The sequence below is a fragment of the Streptomyces sp. NBC_01224 genome, assembly GCF_036002945.1.
Classification (GTDB): domain Bacteria; phylum Actinomycetota; class Actinomycetes; order Streptomycetales; family Streptomycetaceae; genus Streptomyces.
Genome location: NZ_CP108529.1, coordinates 5,544,578 through 5,567,293, shown reverse-complemented (window position 1 = coordinate 5,567,293; position 22,716 = coordinate 5,544,578). Strand labels below are relative to the sequence as shown.

The 22,716-nt window shown below is 71.1% G+C and carries 18 protein-coding genes and 1 pseudogene; 6 read left to right on the top strand and 13 right to left on the bottom strand.

Annotated features, from left to right (window positions below; genetic code table 11):
- Positions 1–10: 10 nt before the first annotated feature.
- From OG609_RS25015 to OG609_RS24985, 7 genes and pseudogenes are all read right to left on the bottom strand, one after another.
- Complete coding sequence (locus OG609_RS25015) at positions 11–1,009, bottom strand: cation diffusion facilitator family transporter (protein WP_327274869.1); 999 nt, start codon at positions 1,007–1,009, stop codon at positions 11–13.
- An 87-nt stretch (positions 1,010–1,096) separates the two neighbouring features.
- Positions 1,097–2,278, bottom strand: a complete 1,182-nt coding sequence (gene manA / locus OG609_RS25010) for a mannose-6-phosphate isomerase, class I (RefSeq protein ID WP_327274868.1) — start codon at positions 2,276–2,278, stop codon at positions 1,097–1,099.
- Between the two features lie 64 nt (positions 2,279–2,342).
- Complete coding sequence (locus OG609_RS25005) at positions 2,343–3,479, bottom strand: SIS domain-containing protein (protein ID WP_327274867.1); 1,137 nt, start codon at positions 3,477–3,479, stop codon at positions 2,343–2,345.
- A gap of 58 nt (positions 3,480–3,537) precedes the next feature.
- Positions 3,538–3,720, bottom strand: coding sequence for a Trm112 family protein (locus OG609_RS25000; protein ID WP_030927015.1), 183 nt, complete (start codon positions 3,718–3,720; stop codon positions 3,538–3,540).
- A gap of 253 nt (positions 3,721–3,973) precedes the next feature.
- Entirely contained in the window at positions 3,974–5,347 is a 1,374-nt protein-coding gene (locus OG609_RS24995; protein WP_327274866.1) for a phosphomannomutase/phosphoglucomutase, read from the bottom strand.
- A gap of 176 nt (positions 5,348–5,523) precedes the next feature.
- Positions 5,524–5,881 (bottom strand): annotated as a pseudogene (locus tag OG609_RS24990) (L-lactate permease); the annotation flags it as partial.
- 8 nt (positions 5,882–5,889) lie between these two features.
- On the bottom strand, positions 5,890–6,267 hold the full coding sequence (locus OG609_RS24985) for a DUF3499 domain-containing protein (protein ID WP_327274865.1): 378 nt from the start codon (positions 6,265–6,267) through the stop codon (positions 5,890–5,892).
- A 322-nt stretch (positions 6,268–6,589) separates the two neighbouring features.
- Here OG609_RS24985 and OG609_RS24980 point away from each other — a divergent pair, with 322 nt between their 5' ends.
- Positions 6,590–7,018, top strand: coding sequence for a metallopeptidase family protein (locus OG609_RS24980; protein ID WP_327274864.1), 429 nt, complete (start codon positions 6,590–6,592; stop codon positions 7,016–7,018).
- Between the two features lie 54 nt (positions 7,019–7,072).
- Here OG609_RS24980 and OG609_RS24975 read toward each other — a convergent pair whose 3' ends face one another.
- The 3 genes from OG609_RS24975 to OG609_RS24965 form a co-directional block, all read right to left on the bottom strand.
- Positions 7,073–8,614, bottom strand: a complete 1,542-nt coding sequence (locus OG609_RS24975) for a DUF5719 family protein (RefSeq protein ID WP_327274863.1) — start codon at positions 8,612–8,614, stop codon at positions 7,073–7,075.
- Complete coding sequence (locus tag OG609_RS24970; RefSeq protein WP_327274862.1) at positions 8,611–12,390, bottom strand: glycosyltransferase; 3,780 nt, start codon at positions 12,388–12,390, stop codon at positions 8,611–8,613. Before OG609_RS24970 ends, OG609_RS24975 begins: the two co-directional genes overlap by 4 nt.
- Positions 12,391–12,684: 294 nt before the next feature.
- Positions 12,685–12,948: a WhiB family transcriptional regulator gene (locus OG609_RS24965; protein WP_030927001.1), complete on the bottom strand. Its 264-nt coding sequence runs from the start codon at positions 12,946–12,948 to the stop codon at positions 12,685–12,687.
- Positions 12,949–13,638: 690 nt separating this feature from the next.
- On the opposite strand from OG609_RS24965, the gene OG609_RS24960 reads away from it, so the two are divergent.
- Genes OG609_RS24960 through OG609_RS24950 form a run of 3 tightly spaced genes read left to right on the top strand, consistent with a single transcriptional unit; the run spans position 13,639 to position 16,473 of the window.
- Positions 13,639–14,178, top strand: coding sequence for a cysteine dioxygenase (locus OG609_RS24960; RefSeq protein WP_327274861.1), 540 nt, complete (start codon positions 13,639–13,641; stop codon positions 14,176–14,178).
- A 13-nt stretch (positions 14,179–14,191) separates the two neighbouring features.
- The gene (gene cofD / locus OG609_RS24955) at positions 14,192–15,148 is read left to right on the top strand and encodes a 2-phospho-L-lactate transferase (protein WP_327274860.1); all 957 of its coding nucleotides are present in this window, start codon (positions 14,192–14,194) and stop codon (positions 15,146–15,148) included.
- Positions 15,145–16,473: a coenzyme F420-0:L-glutamate ligase gene (locus OG609_RS24950; RefSeq protein WP_327274859.1), complete on the top strand. Its 1,329-nt coding sequence runs from the start codon at positions 15,145–15,147 to the stop codon at positions 16,471–16,473. Before cofD ends, OG609_RS24950 begins: the two co-directional genes overlap by 4 nt.
- 40 nt (positions 16,474–16,513) lie before the next feature.
- Here OG609_RS24950 and OG609_RS24945 read toward each other — a convergent pair whose 3' ends face one another.
- The 3 genes from OG609_RS24945 to OG609_RS24935 form a co-directional block, all read right to left on the bottom strand.
- Positions 16,514–17,512 carry a DNA-3-methyladenine glycosylase family protein gene (locus OG609_RS24945; RefSeq protein WP_327274858.1) on the bottom strand — a complete coding sequence of 333 codons (999 nt, stop codon included), beginning with the start codon at positions 17,510–17,512 and terminating at the stop codon, positions 16,514–16,516.
- Positions 17,513–17,758: 246 nt separating this feature from the next.
- Positions 17,759–18,850 (bottom strand): NDP-sugar synthase, encoded by a 1,092-nt coding sequence (locus OG609_RS24940; RefSeq protein ID WP_327274857.1) that lies wholly within the window; start codon positions 18,848–18,850, stop codon positions 17,759–17,761.
- A 124-nt stretch (positions 18,851–18,974) separates the two neighbouring features.
- The gene (locus OG609_RS24935) at positions 18,975–20,312 is read right to left on the bottom strand and encodes a peptidoglycan recognition protein family protein (RefSeq protein WP_327274856.1); all 1,338 of its coding nucleotides are present in this window, start codon (positions 20,310–20,312) and stop codon (positions 18,975–18,977) included.
- Between the two features lie 137 nt (positions 20,313–20,449).
- On the opposite strand from OG609_RS24935, the gene OG609_RS24930 reads away from it, so the two are divergent.
- Together OG609_RS24930 and OG609_RS24925 are read left to right on the top strand one after the other, a co-directional pair.
- Positions 20,450–21,202, top strand: coding sequence for a TIGR03089 family protein (locus OG609_RS24930; protein ID WP_327274855.1), 753 nt, complete (start codon positions 20,450–20,452; stop codon positions 21,200–21,202).
- 181 nt (positions 21,203–21,383) lie between these two features.
- Positions 21,384–22,625: an LCP family protein gene (locus OG609_RS24925; protein WP_327274854.1), complete on the top strand. Its 1,242-nt coding sequence runs from the start codon at positions 21,384–21,386 to the stop codon at positions 22,623–22,625.
- Positions 22,626–22,716 lie beyond the last annotated feature (91 nt).

Here is a 22,716-nt window from a genome sequence, read left to right as displayed (position 1 = left end):
GAGGGGGTGGTCAGTGGCCGGATTCCGTCGGGGTGTCCGGGGTGTCGCCGGGGGCTCCGCCCGGGGCCTTGCCGGGGTTGATGCCCGCCGCGGCGGCGGCCTCGCTGTAGATGTCCGGTTCCAGGTAGATGACCCGGGCGATCGGGACCGCCTCACGGATCCGGCTCTCGGCGGCGTTGATGGCGTTGGCCACTTCGGTGGCCGTGTCGTCGTGCTGCACCGCGATCTTGGCGGCGACGAGCAGTTCCTCCGGGCCGAGGTGGAGCGTACGCATGTGGATGACGGCGGTGACCGTGTCGCCGTCGACGACCGCGGCCTTGATCTTCTCGACCTGGTCGGCGCCGGCCGCCTCGCCGAGCAGCAGGGACTTCGTCTCGGCGGCGAGCACGATCGCGATGATGATCAGCAGGACACCGATGCAGAGGGTGCCGATTCCGTCCCAGACCCCGTTGCCGGTCCCGAGGGCCAGGCCGACACCTGCGAGGGCGAGGACCAGACCGATCAGCGCGCCGAAGTCCTCCAGGAGCACGACGGGGAGCTCGGGGGCCTTCGCGCGGCGGATGAACTCCTTCCAGGAGAGCGATCCGCGGGTCTCGTTGGACTCCTTGATGGCCGTACGGAAGGAGAAACCCTCGGCAATGATCGCGAAGATCAGCACACCGACCGGCCAGTACCAGGCCTCGATCTCGTGCGGGTGCTTGATCTTCTCGTAGCCCTCGTACACCGCGAACATGCCACCGACCGAGAACAGCACGATGGAAACGAGGAAGGCGTAGATGTAGCGCTCGCGACCGTAGCCGAAGGGGTGCTGGGGGGTGGCCTCGCGCTGGGCCTTCTTGCCGCCGAGCAGCAGCAGGCCCTGGTTGCCCGAGTCTGCGAGCGAGTGGACGCTCTCCGCGAGCATCGACGACGAGCCACTGAACAGGAACGCCACGAATTTGGCCACTGCGATCGCGAGGTTGGCGCCGAGTGCCGCCACGATCGCCTTGGTTCCGCCTGACGCACTCATGGGTGCCTGGTGTCCCTTCTTCGGTGCTGCGGCTCTGGCGCCGCGGTACGGCCGGACATTGTTGCAGCCGCTGATGCGGACGGTACGTCAGGCCACCACAGTGGCGCGGAACAGGGTTCCCGTACCGGACACTTCGACCTTCTCGCCGGAGGGTACGAAAACCGAGGCCCCGGGGGTGAGACCGACCGTGCCCGCCTTCGGGGCGCCCGCGGTGCAGAGCAGGATCTGCGGGGTGTCCCTGGTCAGGTCGACGGGGTCGGCGCCGGGCGACAGGTCGAAGCGCGAGAGTCGGAATTCGTCCACGGGCGTCTCGTACAGCTCCTCGCCTGACGGGGACGCCTCGGGGCGCAGGACGCCGGGGTCGGTCGCCTCGAAGCGGACGATGCGCAGGAGTTCTGGCACGTCGATGTGCTTGGGCGTGAGTCCGCAGCGCAGCACATTGTCCGAGTTGGCCATGATCTCGACGCCGAGGCCGTCGAGGTAGGCGTGCGGAACACCCGCACCGAGGAACAGGGCTTCGCCGGGCTGGAGTTCTACGTAGTTCAGCAGCATCGCCGCGATGACACCGGGGTCGCCGGGGAAGTGGTGGGCGATCCGGGCGTACGGGGCGTGGGCGCCGCCGAGCCGTTCGGCGGCAGCGGCCGCCAGGTTCACCGTTTCGGCCATCTCCGTCGCGTCGGCGCTGAGGATCGCGGTGAGGACCTCGCGCAGGGCCGCCTCTTCGGGGTGGGCGCCGAGGAGGTCGACGTACGGCTTGAGGGAGTCGACGCCCAGTGCCGCCATCGCCTCGGCGGCCTCGGTGGGCCTGCGGAAGCCGCACAGGCCGGCGAAGGGGGTGAGCGCGCAGATCAGCTCGGGCTTGTGGTTGGCGTCCTTGTACGTGCGATGGGGTGCGTCGATCGGGACGGATCGGCGCTCCTCGTCCTCGTAACCCTGCTCGGCCTGTGCGAGGTCGGGGTGGACCTGGAGAGAGAGTGGGGCGCCTGCGGCGAGCAGTTTGAGGAGAAAGGGCAGGCGGGGGCCGAACTTTTCGACGGTGGCCCGGCCCAGTTCGCGCTCCGGGTCAGCGGCGATGACGTCGGTGAGAGGCTGCTCGGGGCCGGCCTCTGCGGTGCCGGTTGCGCGGGTCAGGCGGGAGGGGGCTCCGGGGTGGGCGCCCATCCACATCTCGGCCTGGGGTTCGCCGGTGGGGGCGATGCCGAGCAGCTCGGGGATGGCGGTGGTGGAGCCCCAGGCGTAAGGGCGCACGGTGTTGGAGAGCCGGTCCATGAGTTCGTCCTTGTGAGATGCGTGGATCGGAGGGGGTGTGCGTGGTGCGGGTAGGCCCGGGCGGTCAGGCGCGAGCTGCCGAGGCGAGTGCCAGGTAGACGGCGGCGAAGTCGGTGACCGCGAGGAGTTCGGCGAGGGCTTCGAGCTCGGTGCCCTCGTCCGGTTCGAGTTCGCTGATCGCCGTGTCGTGGCCGAGGGCCAGTTCGCGGGCGGCGGGCCCGGCGCTCAGGCCGCCGGTGGGGCGGTCGCGGAGCAGTACGACGCGGGCGTGCAGGGGCTCCGGCTCGTCGACCCGGTCGCGGAAGAAGTCGTCGGGGTCGGCCCCGGCGGCGAATGTGCCCGCCAGCAGTGCGCCGTGAGCGGGAAGCGCCTCGGGGAGTTCGGCGGCGAGGGCCGGGCGGCCTGACAGCTCGGCCAGGACGGCGGCGAATCTGCGGCCGACCGGGGCCGCGGCTTCGCCCTCCGTCCAGATGAGGGGCAGGCTGTCGGCGAGTTCGGCAGCGAGGGTCTTGGCCGGGTTGCTGTACGTGGCGATGGCGGGACCGCAGCGTTCCGCGGTGCGGTCGAGGCGGTCGGCGACGCCCTGCAACGCCTCGGCCGACGCGGTGACCAGGCCGACCCGGTCGAGCAGCGCGAGCAGCGGGGTGAACAGGGCCCAGAGCGTGCCGGGGCCCGCGGCCGACGTCTCGGCGTCGTACTCGCCGTGCGGAGCGGAGGCCATCGGCACGACGAGTCCGTGCGCCCCGTCGATCGCCTCGCGCAGCGGTGACTGGCGGGGGGCGACGGCCACGACGCTGCAGCCGCGGCGGTACGCCTGTTCGGCGAGAAGGGAGAGGCCCGGCTCGGAACCGTCGGCCGTGACGATGAGCAGCAGGTCCACGGAGCCGGCCCAGCCGGGCAGCGTCCAGCGCATCGCGCCCGCGGCGGGGGCGACCCCGGTGGGGTGGATACGGGTGACGGGCGCGGAGGCGCCTGCCAGGGCAGTGATCAGGTCGGCGACGCCGGACGCGGCGGTGCCGGAGCCCGCGACGAGTACGGCGCGGGGACGGCCTTCCGGGTTCAGTGCGGCGATCCCGGCCTCCGCCGCGTGCCGGGCGGCGGTACGGACCCGGGCCCCGGCCTCGGCGGCGCCGCGGAGCAGGCCGCGGCGGTCGGCTCGGGCCAGGGCTTCCGGGGCGTCGAGCAGCGACTCGTCGAGCATGGGGACGGTCCTCCGATCACGTGCTGATCACCGTGCGGGGCGCGGGGCGCGGATGCCGTTACGCGGGGCGGCGGGCCTCGTCGACGAGGAGGACCGGGATGCCGTCCCGTACCGGGTAGGCCAGGCCGCAATCCGTGCCGGTGCAGACCAGCTCGGGGCTGTCGGCTGCCGACCGGTCGTCGAGCGGAGAGTGACAGGCCGGGCAGGCGAGGATCTCCAGAAGGCCGGCTTCGAGCGGCATGGGGTGAGTCCCTTCAAGCATTCGAACAAGCGGTTCGGGTTCGCGCGGATCGGGCGACGTCAGCCTACCGCCGGGGTGCGGGGGGCGCGGCCCGGGCCGGGGTGGGGGCGGGGTGGGCGCCTGCGGCGGGCCATTGCCCTACCTGCCCTTTCCCGAACCGGCCCGGGCCGGACCCCGCTCGTCAAACGCCGGAGGGGCTGACATCGCCGGGCGGGCTGGAATCGCTGGACAGGTCGGAACCGCCGGACTCGCCCTACGAGGCCCGTTCCCGGACCAGTGCCAGCACCTCGTCCCGTACCGCCGTCATCGTCTGCTCGTCTCGGGCCTCGACGTTCAGACGCAGCAGGGGTTCCGTGTTGGAGGCTCGGAGGTTGAACCACCAGTCCGGTCCCGTGACCGTCAGGCCGTCCAGGTCGTCGGTCGTGACACCGTCGCGGGGTGCGAAGGTTTCACGTACCGCTGCCGTGCGGCCCGGCTGGTCGGCGACCGTGGAGTTGATCTCGCCGGATCCGGTGTAGCGGTCGTACTGGGCGACCAGTTCCGACAGCGTGCCCGGCTGGCCGCCCAGCGCGGCCAGGACGTGGAGCGCGGCGAGCATGCCCGTATCGGCGTTCCAGAAGTCACGGAAGTAGTAGTGCGCGGAGTGTTCGCCGCCGAAGATCGCGCCGTGCTCGGCCATCTCGGCCTTGATGAAGGAGTGGCCCACGCGGGTACGGACCGGGATTCCGCCGTTCTCGCGGACGACCTCGGGGACCGAGAGGGACGTGATCAGGTTGTGGATGACGGTGCCCTTGCCGCCGTTACGGGCGAGTTCGCGGGCCGCGACCAGGGCGGTGATCGCTGACGGGGAGACGCCCGCGCCCCGCTCGTCGACGACGAAGCAGCGGTCGGCGTCGCCGTCGAAGGCGAGGCCCAGGTCGGCGCCCTCGGCCACGACGCGGGCCTGGAGGTCGACGAGGTTCTTCGGGTCGAGGGGGTTGGCCTCGTGGTTGGGGAACGTGCCGTCGAGCTCGAAGTACATCGGCACGAGGTCGACGGGGAGCTCCGCGAAGACGGTGGGGACGGTGTGGCCGCCCATGCCGTTGCCCGCGTCGACGACGACCTTCAGCGGGCGGATCGATGCGAGGTCGACCAGGGACAGCAGATGCGCGGCGTAGTCGGGGAGCGTCTCTCGCTCGGTGACGGTGCCGGGGGTGGCGGCCGGTTGCGGTGTGCCGGTCTCGGACCACTTCTCGACCAGGGCGCGGATCTCGGAGAGTCCGGTGTCCTGGCCCACGGGTGCGGCGCCCGCCCGGCAGAGCTTGATGCCGTTGTACTGCGCCGGATTGTGCGAGGCGGTGAACATCGCGCCGGGGAGGCCGAGGCTGCCGGAGGCGAAGTACAGCTGGTCGGTCGAGCAGAGGCCGATCAGTGTGACATCCGCGCCGCGCGCCGCGGCGCCGCGCGCGAAGGCTCCCGAGAGACCGGGCGACGAGGGCCGCATATCGTGGCCGATCACGATCGCGTCCGCGCTCGTCACCTCGACGAACGCCGCCCCGAACTGCTCGGCCAGCGATTCGTCCCACTGGTCGGGCACCACTCCGCGCACGTCGTACGCCTTGACGATCTGCGACAGATCAGCAGCCACGGGCCGGTCCTCCTGAGATTTCTGCGGACCGCCCAAACTACCCGGCGGCCGTTCGGGCGGGCCGTGGGGTCTTGCGGCTGTGCGGCTGTGCGGTTGCCTGGCTGTGCCTACGGTGACCGAGGACGGCCGGTTGTCGCTTTGTCCTCATTGCCGGGCGGGGTTGAGTGCCGTGCTGCTCAAGGCGGCATCCAGCCCAGCGCCGTCGTGCTCTGTGCCAGCACGATCAGGCACATCACAAGCAGCAGTCCCAGGCTCCACGGCAGCACCTTGCGCAGCAGGGCCCCTCGCGTCGGCCAGGCCGACCCCCGCGCACGCGATCGTCAGGTTCTGCGGGCAGATCATCTTGCCGAGCACCCCACCGGAGCTGTTCGCCGCGGCCAGCAGTTCCGGTGACAGGCCCGATTCGCGTGCCGCCGAGACCTGAAGTGCGCCGAAGAGGGCGTTCGCAGAGGTGTCGGAGCCGGAGACCGCGACGCCGAACCAGCCGAGCACCGGCGAGAGGAAGGCCGGTCCGGCACCTGCCGCGGCCACGAACGGCGTGCTCAGGAGTCCGGTGAGCGCAGCACCCGCAGATGGCCGCGGCGACCGACCTCCATCGGGTCCGCGGTCTGCGGGCCGCCGCCCCTGCCGTCGGTTCCGCGGTCGTGCGGCCGCGCCGCTTCCCGTACGGCGTTGGCAAGTGCTTCGAGGTCGTCGCCGCTGGGGCGCGTGGGAGCGGAGGGGTCGGAGAGCCTGACGACCTCCCAGCCACGTGGTGCGGTCAGCCGCTCACTGTGCTCGGCACAGAGGTCGTAGCAGTGGGGCTCGGCATAGGTGGCGAGCGGGCCGAGGACCGCAGTCGAGTCGGCATAGACGTACGTCAGTGTCGCGACGGCAGGGCGGCCGCACGCGGTGCGCGAACAGCGACGTACAGGGCTCACGATGTTGGACGGTACCGCACTCTTGAGCGGGCTGCGACGACTCTCCCTCAGGTCACCCCACCGTGTCGCCCTGAAACCTCCGGCACAACCGCCTTCCGGGCGGTCCTTCTGACCTGCGGAGGAACCCGGGGGCACAGACCGTATCGGCAACGATTCCGGTCACCACTCGGCACAAAAGCTGTCATTCAGCAGGAGATCAATGGTCAGGAGCTGGGCCTGAAACGGGCTCTCGTCTGGCCTGATTGTTCAGGATTGGACATGCCGACGCCTTGTCAGGAAGCAGCGATCCACCTGTGCCGCAGAGAGTTACCCTGCGTCAGTGATGGACAGTCCCGTACCTCCCCACCCGCCCGAGCCGCGCCCCCGCCGTCGTGACCGCCATGGCCGCGGCATGCGCGGGCCCGTCGCCCCGCCCCAGGTCCCGCTCTCGGCCAGCAGGGCGGAGAACTTCCGGGATCTCGTGCAGGATTCGGTGGAACGGCTGGAGCGGCGCTGGCCGCAGCTGGCCGATGTCGACTTCATGGTGCTCGATGTGCCGGGGACTCAGGAGGAGACCGTACCGCTGGGGCGTGCGGTCTCGGCGGAGAAGGACCGGCCCGCGCAGATCATCGTCTACCGGCGGCCCGTCGAGATCCGCACCAAGAACCGCGACGAGCGCGCCCTGCTGGTGCACGAGGTCGTGGTGGAGCAGGTCGCGGACCTGCTCGGTCTTTCGCCGGAGTCGGTCGATCCGCGGTACGGACAGGAGTAGGAGCGGCGGTACGAGCGGGCCCGGCGCCCGGTCCCACCCGTACCGCCCGCCCGCTCAGTCGTCCAGGACCGACAGGTCCTGCTCCGCCGCGGGCACCTCGACCGTTCCGCCGTCGTCCGGCAGGGTCTGCACGGTGAACATCTGGATGCCGTCCTGCGGCAGGGCGAGCGTGCGTGCGGCGTGGACCGGGCCGCCCGACTGTGTCTCCACCGTCAGCGCGTAGCTGCCCTTGAGCCCGGACGGTACGGGCGGGGTGACCGCGAGCGTCGTACCGCCCTTGACCGTGTACGTCTTGACGGCCTGTTCGCCGCCCCCACTGCCGGCGGAGGCGGTGACCTTCACGGTGGCGGTGGCGCCCGGCGCGGTGAGCGAGAGGGTGGAGCCCTTGGCCCGGTTGTCGGCCACGGTCGCCTGTGCGCCCACCGGGCCGGTCGCCGGGATGTAGCCGACCTCCTGCGCGTCACCCTTGCCGCGGACCACACGCAGCGCGGCCACCACCGGGGTGCCCTTTCCGCCCCGGGCCGGAGTGAGCAGCAGGGAGCCGGCTTCACCCCTGGTGATGTCCTTCAGGTCGACGCCCGCGGTCATCCTCGACTTGACGTGGAGGTCCTCGTGTCCGGCCGGGGAGATCGCGCCGTTCTTGGCGAGCAGTTTCACCTTCAGATCGGCGTCGTCGTCGCCGGGTGCAAAGGCCACCAGGCGGACCGAGGTGGCGTCCGCCGGGATGCCGGGGAGCACCAGGGTGCCCGTCGGGTCGGCCGAGGCGGCCAGCCAGTCGCTGCCGACCCCTTCGTCCGCGGCCCTGACGACCGCGCCGACGCGTCCGGTACGGGTGGTGACGTGGGCGGTCACGTCCTCGGCCACCTCGCTGGTCAGCGTGGAGATCAGGACCGGGACGCTGGACCGGGCGGGCACCGTGATGCCCTCGCCCACATCGGACTTGAGGGTGCCGTCCGGCCCGTACAGCTCGATGTCGGCCACGGCCGCGGTGTCGTCCGGATTGGTGAGGTGGACGTAGTCCTCGCGGGACTTCGCGGTGCTCGCGGCCGGGAACCAGAAGTCCGTGTCGGGTCCGGTGCAGCTGACGCCGAGCAGGCCGCGGGCGCCGCCCGCCTCGACCGTGGTGGTCTGCTGGGTGGTCCAGCCAGGGGCCAGGCGGCCGGTGGCGGTGCCGACCAGCGCGGGGGCGTCGGCGCCGGACTCGTCGGCGGTCGCCGGCTTGCCGGGCTCCTTGAGGGAGACGACCGGCTTTCCGGAATCCGCCTTCGCCTTGCCCTTCTCGCCCTTCTTGTCCTTCTTGTCCTTGTTCCCGTCCTTGTTCGTGGCGTCGTCGGCCGTTGTGGACGTGGACTGCTTCAGTTCGGCCGTACCGGCCTCGCCGCCGCCGCCCGCCGGGGTGAATGACGTGTATGTCGTCTCCGCGAGGTCCGAGAGACCGGGCGCCGGGCAGAGCAGGCTGGACCGTTCCACCGGCAGCCGGGTGGCGGCCTTCGCCTCCGTCGTGCCCCCGTCGCCGGGCGCGGTGAGCGCTGCGAAGCCGGTGACGGCGGCGAGGGCGACGGTGCCCGCGATGAGGGACAGGCTGGTGGACTTCACTCGGACTCGCCTCGCGATGCGTTACCGGTCGGCCACGGGTTCTGGCCCGGGACGGGGTTCTCGTCGGGGTTCTGCGGGTCGTACTGGCTCTGTTGGCCGTAGTGGACCTGGGGGTCGTACGGAGCCTGCGGGTCGTACTGCGGGGGTTGGGGGGCGTACTGGGCCTGCGGGTCGTACTGCTGCTGCTGCTGCGCGTAGCCGTACGGGTCGTAGGCGTTCTGCTGGTACGGGTCGGCGGTCGCCTGGTGCTCCTGCTGCGTGCCGTACTGGCCGTCCTGGTACTGCTCGCCCTGGTACTGCTGGTAGTCGGCGCCCTGGTACTGCTGCGCGTCCCATTCGCCGTACTGCTGCTGCGGCACCGCCGGGTACTGACCGCTGTCGGCCTGCGGGGCGAACACTTCCTGGTCGTCGGTCTGCTGCGGATGCGGTTCGGCCGTCTGCTGTGCGGGGATGTACTCCCCCGCCGCCTCCTCGGCGCTCCCGCCCGGCTCCGACTCGGCCTCCGACTCCGCCTGGGCGGCCGCGCGCAGCCTGCGTGCCCGGCGCCCCTCGCCCGCGACCGGCTCCGAGGGGACTGCCACGTCCTCCTCGGGCAGGTCGTCGTCGATCTCCCGGCGCCGGCCGGGCAGGGCGAGGACCACCAGGACCACGGCCAGCGCGGCCTGGGCCCAGATCCAGGCGGTGTGGGTGAGCGGGGTGTTGTACGTGAGGTCCAGGGTGCCGCCTTCGGCGGGGAGCTCGAAGCCCTGGGCCCAGCCGTCGACGGTCTTCCGGGTCAGGGCGCGCCCGTTGAGCGTGGCCTCCCAGCCGGGGTCGGCGGCATCGGCGATCCGCAGCACCCTGCCGGAGCCGCCTGCCGGAATCTTTGTGTGCGCCTCGACGGGGAGGGAGCCCACGGGCAGCGGTTCGTCGTCGGCGCCGGACGGGATGATCATGACGCGGGCGACCTGCCGGTCGACCCGCCACAGCGCACTGCCGTCCAGCTGGCTCAGCCGGCTGAGGCCCGGGGTCGCGTCGAGGACCCGGCTCATCTCCTTCGGAGCGCCGTCCCGCACCAGTACGTAACGGATCGCGAATCCGCTGAGCTGGCTGCCCTGGTCGGCGCCGGAGCCCGCGACCAGATTGGCGACGACCTTGTCGAGGTGGCTGTTGCTGCCGCCCGCCTCGACCAGTTCCGCGTCACCGAGCCGCGTGCCGGAGCCGCGTACCAGGGTGTACGAGACGGCGGCGGGCGATGTGCCGCCGAGGACCAGGGTGCGCGGCTGGTCGCGGGTGGTGCTCTCCTCCGCGACGAACGCGGGCACCTGCACCGGGTCGCGGCGCTCCAGCGGGCCCGCGGCGCCGCCGATCATCCAGCCGGCGGCGGCCAGCACCGGGGCGAGGCCTGCGGCGAGAGCGATCAGTGCGGCCACGGGCTGGCGCCAGCCGAAGCTGAGCTCGGCAACGCGTACCCGGGCGCCGTCCGCGCCGACCAGCGCGGCGACGATCAGTGCGATGCCGTAGACGAGGGTGGCGGGGCCCGCCCAGCCCGAGCCGTTGGCGAGAGCGGCGAAGACCAGTGCCACGAGCGCGACCGCCCACGCGGTGCGTACCGCGAACTGCCGCTCCCCGCGCAGCAGCGCCGCCAGCGCGGCGAACACGATGCCGAGCAGCAGCACACCGCCCGCGGCCTTGGGGCCGCCGGGGCTGATGCCGAGCAGGTCGAGTGCGGAGGCCGTGCCCGTACCGATCTCCAGGCCCGCCTCCTTCAGGAAGCCGGACGGGCTGGTGAGAAGCGAGAGCGACCAGGGCGCGAGAATCAGCAGCGGGGTGCCGATCGCGGCGAGGAAGCGGAGCCCGTACGCGGCGATGTCGTCGCGGCGCAGTGCGAGCACCCCGATGCCGAGGATCACGGCGAGCGGCCAGACGATGGGCGTGAAGGCCATCGCGAAGGTGAGGAGCAGGGTGTACGCCCAGGTGGCACGCCAGCTGCCGCGGGCATCGCCGACGGCGCGCATGCCGTGCGCGGAGACGGCGGCGCGGGCGATCAGTGGGAGCAGGACGGCCAGTACGGCGGTGCCGAGGCGGCCCGTCGCCAGTGCGCCGGTCGCGGCGGGCAGGAAGGCGTACGCAACGCTCGCCCAGGCCCGCAGCAGCCTTGATTCGAGCAGCGGCCGGGAGACGAAGTACGCGGTGAGCCCGGCGAGCGGGACCGAGCAGACCAGCAGCAGCGTGAGCGCGAAGCCGGTCGAGCCGAGGAACAGCGCGGACAGGGCCGAGATGACGGCGAGGTAGGGCGGTGCGGTCTGCGTGCCGCCGGTACCGACCGTGTGCCAGCCGTCCGCGTACCTGCCCCACAGGTCGGAGACATCGGCGGGCGCGGGCAGCAGTGCGCCGCCCGCCAGCGCTCCGCCACCGAGCAGGCTGCGGCAGGCGACGAGCGAGACGAACAGCAGAAGGACGAAGAGCACCGGGCCCGGCTTGCGCCCGATCCGCTTCAGCCGCGCGAACTGCTCGATCTCCAGGAAGTCGGCGTCGTCGCCACCGGGACCGGACTCCACGGCGCCGTGCCGTGAGCCGCCCGAGTCGGCATCGGAACCGCCGCCGAAGTTTCCTGCGACCTGCTCGACGGTGGCGCGGACGGTGGCTCCGGGCGGCGGGAAGAGGCCGCGCAGTTCGGCCTGGTCGACGGCGCCCTTGCCGCGGCTGCGCCTGGCCGAGAGGATCCGCCCGGGGCGCAGCAGGGTGCCGAAGAGCCCGGCGACCTCGTCGAGGGCCTGGCCGGGCACCTTGCCGACGAGATAGGCGAGGGTACGCAGCAGGGTGCCGAGGACGAGCCGGAGCATCACCCAGGGCAGGGCCTTGGCACGTGCGTTGACCAGCATCGTGTAGACGGCGCCTGCCTTGTCGACACGGTGCGGTGAGGCGACCGAGCGCCCTGCACAGTCGATGGGGCGGCGCTCGCGGGCGGAGGCCTCGGCGTGCCTGAGGACGGCGTCGGGGGCGACGAGCACCCGGTGTCCGGCGGTGTGCGCGCGCCAGCACAGGTCGACGTCGTCACGCATCAGCGGGAGCCTGCGGTCGAACCCGCCGAGCTCCTCCCAGATGTCACGGCGGATCAGCATGCCCGCGGTGGAGACGGAGAGCACGGTACGGACCTGGTCGTGCTGGCCCTGGTCCTGCTCGCGCCGGTCGAGTCCGGTCCAGCGGCGACCGCTGTTGGCGATGGAGACGCCGACTTCGAGCAGCTGCTTGCGGTCGTACCAGCCGCGGAGCTTGGGGCCGACGATCGCGGCATGCGGGTCGGTGTCGACGACGCGCAGCATCTCGGCGAGCGCGTCGGGTTCGGGTGCGCAGTCGTCGTGGAGCAGCCAGAGCCACTGCACCGGTTCGCCGTGCGGCAGTTCGGGCAGGTCGTACGCGTCGTCGCGCCAGGACCTGCTGACGGGGTCCCAGCTGCTGGGGCGCTTCAGGTACGGCAGGTCCTCGGGGGTGAGGACGCCGGCCGTGCGGGTCGCCTCGTCGACGGCGGTGCCGAAGCTCGTACGGCGCGCGAGGTGCAGGACGCGTTCGGCGCCGAGGGCCTCGGTGACCAGCCGCGCGGAGTCGTCGGCACTGCCGGTGTCGGCGGCGACGACGTTCTGTACGGGGCGTTCCTGCCCGAGCAGCCCGGCGAGCGCGTCGGGCAGCCAGCGCGCGCCGTCGTGGGAGACGAGCACGGCGGTGACGACATGCCGGGGGAACTCTGGGGCGGCGGCAGCCGCGTACGGCGCCGTCGATTGGCTGTGCACGGACATCGAGGTACGGGCCCTCCGGCCGGGTCCGGGGGGCGTCCCCCCGGGGGCTGCATCGGTGTACACGCGCGCTCCGTCGGGGCGTTGGCGCGTCTCGGACGGGGCCCCACACTAACGGTACGGATAGCCGCGGTGCCGCCGAGCGGTTGAACGAGGGCGGTGGTGGAGCGGCGGCGGGCACAGCAATGGCCCGTCGCCTGCGGGGGAGTGCAGGCGGCGGGCCATGATCGGTCGCGGTCCGGTGGGCGGCCGGTGCGCGCTTCGTACGCGGTGCTCAGTCGTTCCGGTGGTCCGCGGTCAGACAGCGGCCTTCTTCAGGCGGCGCCGTTCACGTTCCGAAAGGCCGCCCCAGATTCCGAACCGTTCATCATTGGAAAGCGCGTACTCAAGGCATTCGGAGCGGACTTCACAGGCGAGACAGACCTTCTTGGCCTCGCGGGTGGATCCGCCCTTCTCGGGGAAGAAGGACTCGGGATCGGTCTGGGCGCACAGTGCGCGCTCCTGCCAGCCGAGTTCCTCGTCCGCGTCCTCGACCAGCAGTTGCTGGAACAGCTCGGTCATGTGCGCCCCTCGTCTGTCTCTTGCGTCCCCGTGATGCAGCCGTTACTGATTGCGGCCGAACGACACGAGTGAAATTACAAGTGTGTAGCTCCAGGCCAGTCAAGCGAAGATCTGCTATTGGCCCCGGTATTCACTCTGCGGAACCAAGGGTATGCGGAAAGTGTGCAAATCACCAAAAACCTGACATATGCCACGGGACTCGCCACACCCCCCTCTCTCACAGAGTGAGACGACCGGAGCCACCCTCGTGTTTCGATTCGATCACCGAAGCGATCAAGATCACAGTCGGGTCACGAGGCCCCAACGACGTTTAGGGACGCGGTTGATGCGCCACATCTCCGCCGCGGCGGCCGCACAAACCTTTCCCGGTCCACAGTAACCGGATGAGGTGAAACATTACCCCCCAAATCGGGCATTGAGTTGACAGTAGAGGATCGAGCCGGTCTCCTTGACTGCATGCCAGCGACCGCAGCGATGTACGCCACCCACGTCCGTGGGTTCCGCACCGCTGTCCAGGCGCGCTGTTGCTGTTCCAGCTGTCACAGCTGTTGATGCCGTAGGGCACCGGCTCTGATCCAGCTCCTCCTTTGCAGAGCTTCTCCGCAGAGCTTCCTCTCTGCGCCTCCGCGGCTCTCCGGTCTCCGAGACACCCCGCACATGCACCCCCCATGCCGAGGAACCACCGCTTCCATGAACAGTGACAGCGACCTTCAGATCGCCGGCGACATCCTTGAGGTCCAGTACCTTCTCCAGCCGGCCCGCGAGCACCCCTCCACCGTGGCCGAGTTCGTCGGACTCGCCCGCAGCATCGCCGCCGACCGCGCGCAGTGGGCACCGCTCGTCCGGTACGACACCACCACCCGCTGGTACCGCCGGCTGCGCGCAGTTCCCCAAGCTCTCGGCCCCGCTCGAGCAGGGGAGACCCCACTCGGTTACGAGGTCTGGCTGCTGAGCTGGGTGCCCGGCCAGGGCAGCGGGCGCCACGACCACGGTCCGTCCTCCGGCGTACTGACCGTCCTGGACGGTCAGTTGACCGAGCGGACCGAGCGCGGGACGCGAGCACTGGACTCGGGCGCGCAGCGCGTGTTCGCGCCCGGCTATGTGCACGAAGTGGTCAACGACTCTCTCGAACCGGCCGTCAGTCTGCACATCTACTACCCGGGTCTGACCGAGATGCCGATGCACGCGGCGCAATGCGCCCCGGCGGCCATGGATGTCGTACCCGCCTGACAAACTGCTGTACATGCGCATTGTGGTTCTGGCCGGCGGTATCGGTGGTGCTCGTTTTCTGCGTGGCCTCAAGCAGGCCGCGCCCGACGCGGACATCACGGTGATCGGCAACACCGGTGACGACATCCATCTGTTCGGGCTGAAGGTCTGCCCCGACCTCGACACCGTGATGTACACCCTCGGCGGTGGCATCAACGAGGTGCAGGGCTGGGGGCGTACGGACGAGAGCTTCCAGGTCAAGGAGGAGCTCGCGGCCTACGGCGTGGGGCCCGAATGGTTCGGGCTCGGCGACCGCGACTTCGCGACGCATATCGTCCGTACCCAGATGCTGGGCGCGGGCTATCCGCTGAGCGCCGTCACCGAGGCGCTCTGTGCGCGCTGGAAGCCGGGGGTCCGGCTGCTGCCGATGTCCGACGACCGGGTCGAGACGCATGTAGCGGTCGATATGGACGGCGAGCGCAGGGCGATCCACTTCCAGGAGTACTGGGTGAAGCTGCGCGCCTCGGTCGAGGCGCAGGCGATCGTGCCGGTCGGCGCCGAGCAGGCCAAGCCGGCGCCGGGCGTGCTGGAGGCCATCGCCGAGGCCGACGTCATCCTCTTCCCGCCGTCCAACCCCGTCGTGTCGGTGGGGACGATTCTTGCCGTGCCCGGCATCCGGGAGGCGATCGCCGAGGCCGGGGTGCCGGTCGTCGGCCTCTCCCCCATCGTCGGGGACGCGCCCGTGCGCGGTATGGCGGACAAGGTACTCGCCGCGGTGGGCGTCGAGTCGACGGCTTCGGCCGTGGCCACGCACTACGGTTCCGGGCTGCTCGACGGGTGGCTCGTCGACACGGTGGACGCCGGGGCGGTCGACGAGGTGGAGGCCGCGGGCATCCGCTGCCGTTCCGTGCCGCTGATGATGACCGATGTCGACGCGACGGCGGAGATGGCCCGGCAGGCATTGGTGCTGGCCGAGGAGGTACGGACGTGAGCGCCGAGTCCTCCGGTTCTTCCCCGGCGCCGTCCTACCGGGTCTGGGCGCTGCCCGGGATGCCTGAGGTGCGGGCCGGGGACGATCTGGCGAAGCTGATCGCCGCCACCGAGCCGGGGCTGGCCGACGGCGACGTCCTGCTGGTCACCTCGAAGATCGTCTCCAAGGCGGAGGGCCGGATCGTCGAGGCCACTGACCGGGAGGCGGCGATCGACGCCGAGACGGTACGGGTGGTGGCGCGGCGCGGCACGCTGCGGATCGTGGAGAACCGACAGGGTCTCGTCATGGCCGCGGCCGGGGTCGATGCCTCGAACACCCCCGCCGGAACGGTGCTGTTGCTGCCCGAGGATCCGGACGCTTCGGCGCGCGTCATCCGGGACGGGCTGCGGGACACCCTCGGCGTCGAGGTCGGGGTCGTCGTCACGGACACCTTCGGGCGCCCGTGGCGCAACGGGCTGACGGATGTCGCGATCGGGGCGGCCGGGGTCCTGGTGCTGGACGATCTGCGCGGCGGTACGGATGCGTACGGCAATCCGCTGAGCGCGACCGTGGTCGCCACCGCCGATGAGCTGGCCTCGGCCGGTGATCTGGTCAAGGGCAAGGCTTCGGGGCTGCCCGTCGCCGTGGTGCGGGGGCTCGGTCATGTCGTGGACCCGACGGACTCCGCGGGCGGTGCCCGGGCGATGGTGCGGGTCGCGGCCGACGACATGTTCCGGCTCGGTACGTCGGAAGCGGTACGGGAGGCGGTGACTCTGCGGCGTACGGTGCGCGAGTTCACCGACGATCCGGTGGACCCTGGCGCGGTGCGGCGGGCCGTGGCCGCGGCGGTGACGGCACCGGCGCCGCACCACACGACGCCGTGGCGGTTCGTCCTGCTGGAGTCCGAGGAGTCGCGGACCCGGCTTCTCGACGCGATGCGGAACGCCTGGATCGCGGATCTTCGCCGGGATGGCCGGAACGAGGAGTCGATCGCGAAGCGGGTTCGGCGGGGCGATGTGCTGCGCCGGGCGCCGTATCTGGTGGTGCCGTGTCTGGTGATGGACGGCTCCCACACATACGGGGACGAGCGGCGGGACACCGCGGAGCGCGAGATGTTCGTGGTCGCCGCGGGTGCGGGTATCCAGAACTTCCTGGTGGCGCTGGCGGGCGAGCGGCTCGGCTCGGCGTGGGTGTCGTCGACGATGTTCTGCCGCGATGTGGTGCGTGAGGTGCTGGATCTGCCGGAGTCGTGGGATCCGTTGGGGGCGGTCGCGGTGGGGCGGGCGGCGGCCCAGCCTGTGGCTCGGGCGGGGCGGGATGCGGAGGGGTTTGTCGCGGTGAGGTGATCCGGTGGAGATGCCGGACGGGCCGATGGGGCCTCTGCCGTTACAGGCGCGCGATGTCGCCTCGAGTCATTCGAGGGGCCCGGCGGGGTGGGGTGTGGCCCGATAGGAGGATGAGGCGGGTGGCTCGGTGGCGTTGGCCCTCGTAGGGGGTGAGGAGGGCCAGCATCTCTTCGTCGTCGGCGTTTCTGTTGCCTGCCAGGGCGTGGCCGACGATGCCGGGGAGGTGGAGATCGCCGACCGTGACCGCGTCCGCCGCGCCGTTTGACCGTTGGAGGGTCTCGGCCGAGGTCCAGGGGCCGATGCCGGGGATCAGTTCCAGGCGGGCCGTGGCCTCCGGGAGCTCCATGGCGGCCGCCTCCTCCAGGCGGCGGGCCACGCGTACGGCGCGCAGGATCGTGGCCGAGCGTTTGGCGTCGACGCCTGCACGGTGCCATTCCCAGGACGGGATCAGGGACCAGGTGCGGGCGTCCGGCATGACGTGCAGGCCGAGGGCGGTGAACGCGGCGTGGTCCGTGGGGCCGGGCGCCGGGGTGCCGTGCTTGCGGACCAGGTAGCGCCACGCGCGGTAGGCCTCGTCCGTGGTGACCTTCTGTTCGAGGATCGACGGGATCAGGGACTCCATGACCAGGCCGGTGCGCAGCAGGCGCAGGCCGGGGCGGCTGTGCCGGGTCAGGGCGAGCAGCCGGTGGCGCGGGCGGAAGGCGTCCGGGTCGTCCGTCGCGCCGAGCAGCGTCGGGAGCTGGTCCAGCAGCCAGGGCGCGCCCGGCCCCCAGGCCGCCGCCTCGATCCGGCCGTCCCGGGACGTGACGCGGAGGGTTCCGGGGCCCGCGGGTGTGCGGCCGGCCCGCCAGACCGCGCCGTCCCGGGTCATCCGGAAGGTGGGGTCGGCGGGGCCGCGGCGCAGCGGGCCGAGGACCAGGCGCAGGTCGAGCGGGCCGGGCGGGGTCCAGTCGCGGGTCAGCGCGTCCGTCGCCGGAGCCGCCGCCTGGTGGGGGACCGCCGCGCGAGGAGCACTGCGGGGTGCGAATCGTCCTGCCACGATGAGGTCCTCGGTCGTCGGGTATGCCTGTCGAGGGTAACGACCTCGCCCACGATTGGCAGTGGGAGAAGGAGCGGTGTCCGGGGCCTTCGAATCCAGGGCGGAGGAGGGAGTCAACGCGGGGCGTCGGCGACTGACGACAACGCCGGAGGCGGAGGTCCCGGACACCGCGACGCCGCTGACAATCGCGGGCGAGGTCGTAAGCGCAGTGGTGGGTGCCCGGTTATTCGTCGGACGGGTGCCCGGTTATTCGTCGGACGAGAAGCGCACCGCGGCGTCCGGCAGGACCGCCCCGCACCAGATGCGGATACCGTCGCGCAGTTCGTTGTCGGCGCCGACCCGGGCCCCGTCCCCGATGACCGCGCCGGTCAGCACCGTACGACTGCCGATCCTGGCACCGGCTCCGACCAGCGATTCCGTGATCACGGCTCCCGGTTCGACGACCGCGCCGGCCAGGACCGCGGAGCCATCGATCCGGGCTCCTTCGCCGATCAGGGCGCCCTCTCCGATGACCGTACCGCCGCTGAGTTTGGCATCGGCGGCGACCGAGGCCGTCGGCAGGACGAGTTGGTCGCCGCACCGGCCGGGGACGGCCGGGGAGGGCGCGCGGCCCAGGACCAGGTCGGCGGAGCCGCGTACGAAGGCCTGCGGGGTGCCGAGGTCCAGCCAGTACGTGGAGTCGACCATTCCTTGAAGGTGTGCGCCGGAGGCGAGCAGTCCGGGGAAGGTCTCGCGCTCGACGGAGACCGGCCGGCCGGCCGGGATGGTGTCGATGACCGACCGGCGGAAGATGTACGCCCCAGCGTTGATCTGGTCGGTGACTATCTCCTCGGGCGTCTCGGGCTTCTCCAGGAACGCGGTGACCCTGCCGCTGCCGTCCGTCGGTACGAGACCGAAGGCGCGCGGGTCCTCGACCCGGGTGAGGTGGAGGGAGACATCCGCTCCGGATGTGGTGTGCGAGGCGACCAGCGCCCGGATGTCGAGGCCGGTGAGGATGTCGCCGTTGAAGATGAGCACCGGTTCGTCGGGGCCCGCGGTGAGCCGGGACGCGACGTTGCGTATCGCTCCGCCGGTGCCGAGCGGTTCGCGTTCGGTGACGTACTCGATGTGGAGACCGAGCGACGAACCGTCCCCGAAGTACGGTTCGAAGACCTCCGCCAGATATGACGTCGCGAGCACGATGTGCTCGACCCCGGCGGCCCGGGCGCGCGCCAGCTGGTGCGTGAGGAACGGGACGCCCGCCGCCGGAACCATGGGCTTGGGAGTGTGCACCGTGAGCGGGCGCAGCCTGGTTCCCTTGCCGCCGACCAGGAGGATCGCTTCTCTTGCCTCTGTCACAGCGCTGACTCTGCTTCCTGGTGGGGCCTGGCCTGGTTTCGGCTGGCCAGTTTATGCAGACCGGTCCGATCGTCCCCGGTCAGCAGCTCGCAGCGGTCCGCGGCAGCCTTCCGCGCTGTTCCGTTCAGCGGCCCTGCAGATGGGCGGAGCTGGTCCGGGCCGAGCCGAGCTTCTTGTAGAGACGCGCTCCGGGGCATTCGGTTGCGAAGCCGTCCCGATGGCCGGAGATGACGTTGAGTTCGACCTTCTTTCCCTTCTTGAACTTGTTCCCGCCGCCCGAGACGAGTGTGGTCCTGCCCTTCGGGTTGGCTCCGAACAGGCCGAGCTTCCACGCGGTGAGCTTTGCGATGGCGTTCACCGCGGCGGCGGGCGGGTTCGAACTGGTGAAGGTTCCGAGCACCGCGATGCCCGTGGTGTTGCTGTTGAAGCCGCGCGTGTGCGCGCCCAGGACGGCCTTCGTCACGCCTCCGGCACGTCCTTCGTAGATGTTTCCGCACTTGTCGACGGCGAAGTTGTAGCCGATGTCGCGCCAGCCGCCGCTCTTGACGTGGTAGCGGTAGATGCCTCGCAGGACGGCGGGCGCCTGGGTGCACTTGTAGTTGTTGCCCGTGGCGCTGTGGTGGATGAACGCGGCCTTGACGCTCTTGGTGTACACGAAGGCGCGTTCCCTGAGCTTCTCGTCGGCTCCCCAGCCCTTACGGGTGATGATGCGCGGCCGGGGTCCGATGTACGGCTGGGCGCCGGGCGCGAGTCCGGCCTCCGCCTCGCTGCGCGCCTCGGTCTCCGCCTTGCTCAGGGCGGGGAGCACGCTTCCGTCGAGCGGTGCGGTTCGGCCGTCGCCGGTGTCCCCGGCCTCGGCGCCCGCCGCGGGGAGTGGCTGCGGATCCTTGCCGGGGTCGACGAGTTCGAGGCGCAGACCGGTGGGCAGTGGTACGGCGGGGGCATTCCGGTCCTGCGGGTCGGTGGATTCCGGGCGTACGCGGACCGCGACGCCGTCCGAGTCGCCCACCCAGAGCGGGGCGGTGGAGCCCCGTACGGTCCCGGACTCACGCTCGGCGCTCCCGGGGTCCGCGGCGTGCTCGGCGTTGTGCGTCTCCAGGTCCTGCCAGCCCGACCAGCGGGTGGTGCCGATGGCACGGGTGCGGACCTGGACGGTGCCGTGGAGCTCGGTGTCCACGTCGTCCCAGACGACGCCGACCAGGGAGAAGGGGCGGACCTCGTGCTCGGGCAGCCCCTGTTCGGCAGCCTCGGCGGTCCGGGTGGGTTCGCCGGTGGCCCGGCCGGACGGTGCCGGCAGCGGCGACAGCGGCAGGGACTGCGTCGAGCCCGGCACATCGGGGGGCTCGACGGACTCGGCGGGGGCGGTGTGGGTGTCGGGGACGGCGCCCGCGGGCACGGCCAACGGCAGTGCGAGAAAGGCCGCACAGGTGACACCGATCGAGGATGCAATGAAGGCACGCATACGAACGATCCTGGGCACATTATGACAACTCCGGCTACCGGGGTATTTCTGCATAATTGACGGGCCGTCTGCCGAACCGGTGTACCCGGCGCCCGTCGACCCCACCCGGCCCGGCACCGCCGCGTACCCTTGCGCGGATGAACGCCACCGACCGCACCCCCGCCGACCTGCTGCGTTCCGCGCTTGCCACGGACCCGGCCCGCCCCTTGGTCACTTTCTACGACGACGCCACCGGAGAACGCGTCGAACTGTCGGTGGCCACCTTCGCCAATTGGGTGGCCAAGACCGCCAACCTTCTGCAGGGCGACCTCGCCGCGGAACCCGGCGACCGGCTCGCCCTTCTGCTGCCCGCGCACTGGCAGTCCGCGGTCTGGCTGCTCGCCTGTTCCTCGGTCGGCGTGATCGCCGATGTGCAGGGCGACCCGGCCGGCACCGACCTCGTCGTCAGCGGCCCGGACACACTGGAGGCCGCGCGCGCCTGCCGCGGCGAGCGGGTCGCCCTGGCGCTGCGCCCGCTGGGCGGCAGGTTCCCACAGGCACCCGAGGGTTTCGCGGACTACGCGGTCGAGGTGCCGAGCCAGGGCGACCGGTTCGCCCCGTTCGCACCCGTGGACCCGGACGCCCCCGCGCTGGCGGTGGGCGGTGTCGAGCTGACGGCGGCGCAACTGTTGGCGCGGGCCCGCGAGGATGCGGCCGGTCTCGGCCTGACCGCCGGGTCGCGACTGCTTACTGGACATACGTACGACACCTGGGAAGGCCTGAGCGCGGGGCTGTTCGCGCCGCTGGCGGCCGGGGGGTCCGTGGTCCTGTGCCGGCATCTGGGGCAGCTGGGCGAGGACGGACTGGCGAAGCGCGTCGAGAGCGAACGGGTCACCAACACCGCTGTATGACAAGCGCCCTGAGGACCACTCATCCGGCCCATACCGGGTCGAGCCCTCGGGGCTGCGCTTCAACTCCGGTACATGATCGGCGGTACAGACCACTCGGGACACAACCAAGCGTGAGGTTCAGCCGTCTACTTCTGCGACCGGCGGCCCAACGCGCCGCCGAACGTGAAGGATGGACGCAGACGTGAGCGAAAGCGCCGGCCCGCCGGACGACTCCGACGACTCGGCTGCGGGCGAGGGCAAGTCGCAGGCCGGGGACGGCTCCGGCGCCACCCCGGAGCCCCTCGCCGGGCACAGGCGCCGCTGGCTGCGCTGGACCGCGCTCGGCGTCTCGTTCGTGGTCCTGGCCTCCGCGGGCGCCGGCTGGTGGCTGTACAGGAAGCTCGACGGAAACATCAGGACCGACACCTCGGCGGCCGCCGAACTGAAGGTGTACGAGCGGGAGCGGCCCGTCTCCGTGGTGCACGACGCGGAGAACATTCTGCTCATCGGCTCCGACAGCCGGGCCGGTGACAACCGCAAGTACGGTCGTGACGACGGCGGCAGCCAGCGCTCGGACACCACGATCCTGCTGCACCTCGCCGCGGACCGGAAGAGCGTCACAGCGATGTCCCTGCCGCGCGATCTGATGGTGGAGATCCCGGTCTGCCACAAAGCGGACGGCACGGCTACAAGGAAACAATTCGCCCAATTCAACTGGGCCTTCGAATTCGGTGGCACCGCCTGCACGACCCGTACGGTCGAGAAGCTGACCGGCGTCCGGATCGACCACCAGATGGTCGTCGACTTCAACGGCTTCAAGGACATGGTCGACGCCGTGCACGGTGTCGAGGTCTGCCTCAAGAAGCCGGTCAATGACACCGACGCCCATCTGAAGCTTCCCGCCGGGCGCCAGAAGCTCAACGGTGAGCAGGCGCTGGGGTACGCACGGGCCCGCAAGTCCATCGGCAACGGCAGCGACACCGAACGGATGGACCGCCAGCAGCAGTTCCTGGGCGCGCTGGTGAACAAGGTGCAGAGCAACGGCGTCCTGCTCAATCCGACCCGTCTCTACCCGGTGCTGGACGCGGCCACCAAGGCGCTGACCACGGACCCGGGTCTGGACAGCCTCAAGGACCTGTACGAGCTGGTGCGCGGCCTGCGCGAGGTACCGACCGACAAGGTGCAGTTCCTGACCGTGCCCCGGCAGCCGTACGCCGCCGACCCGAACCGGGACGAACTCGTCCAGCCCGACGCGAAACGTCTTTTCAAGCGGCTGCGCGACGACACTCCGGTTGCCGTGGTCCCGGCGGACCGGCTCAAGGGCGACGACGGGAAGAACAACGGGAAAAACAATGCCGCGACCGATACGCAGGACGCTGCGGGCCCGACTCCCACACCGACCTATTCGGGCAACAACGCGGCGGCCGACCTGTGCAAGCAGTAAAGCAATTCCCAAGCAGAAGCCGGTGATCGGCGTGTAATGGGCAGAATGACCAGTTGTAAGGACCGTGGAATTTGTCACGCTCGTCGCTCGA

Bases quoted from the DNA above. Each gene is read 5' to 3' on its own strand.
- OG609_RS25015 (WP_327274869.1), bottom strand. From the start codon at position 1,009: ATGAGTGCGTCAGGCGGAACCAAGGCGATCGTGGCGGCACTCGGCGCC.
- manA (WP_327274868.1), bottom strand. From the start codon at position 2,278: ATGGACCGGCTCTCCAACACCGTGCGCCCTTACGCCTGGGGCTCCACC.
- OG609_RS25005 (WP_327274867.1), bottom strand. From the start codon at position 3,479: ATGCTCGACGAGTCGCTGCTCGACGCCCCGGAAGCCCTGGCCCGAGCC.
- OG609_RS25000 (WP_030927015.1), bottom strand. From the start codon at position 3,720: ATGCCGCTCGAAGCCGGCCTTCTGGAGATCCTCGCCTGCCCGGCCTGT.
- OG609_RS24980 (WP_327274864.1), top strand. From the start codon at position 6,590: ATGGACAGTCCCGTACCTCCCCACCCGCCCGAGCCGCGCCCCCGCCGT.
- OG609_RS24970 (WP_327274862.1), bottom strand. From the start codon at position 12,390: ATGTCCGTGCACAGCCAATCGACGGCGCCGTACGCGGCTGCCGCCGCC.
- OG609_RS24965 (WP_030927001.1), bottom strand. From the start codon at position 12,948: ATGACCGAGCTGTTCCAGCAACTGCTGGTCGAGGACGCGGACGAGGAA.
- OG609_RS24960 (WP_327274861.1), top strand. From the start codon at position 13,639: ATGAACAGTGACAGCGACCTTCAGATCGCCGGCGACATCCTTGAGGTC.
- cofD (WP_327274860.1), top strand. From the start codon at position 14,192: ATGCGCATTGTGGTTCTGGCCGGCGGTATCGGTGGTGCTCGTTTTCTG.
- OG609_RS24935 (WP_327274856.1), bottom strand. From the start codon at position 20,312: ATGCGTGCCTTCATTGCATCCTCGATCGGTGTCACCTGTGCGGCCTTT.
- OG609_RS24930 (WP_327274855.1), top strand. From the start codon at position 20,450: ATGAACGCCACCGACCGCACCCCCGCCGACCTGCTGCGTTCCGCGCTT.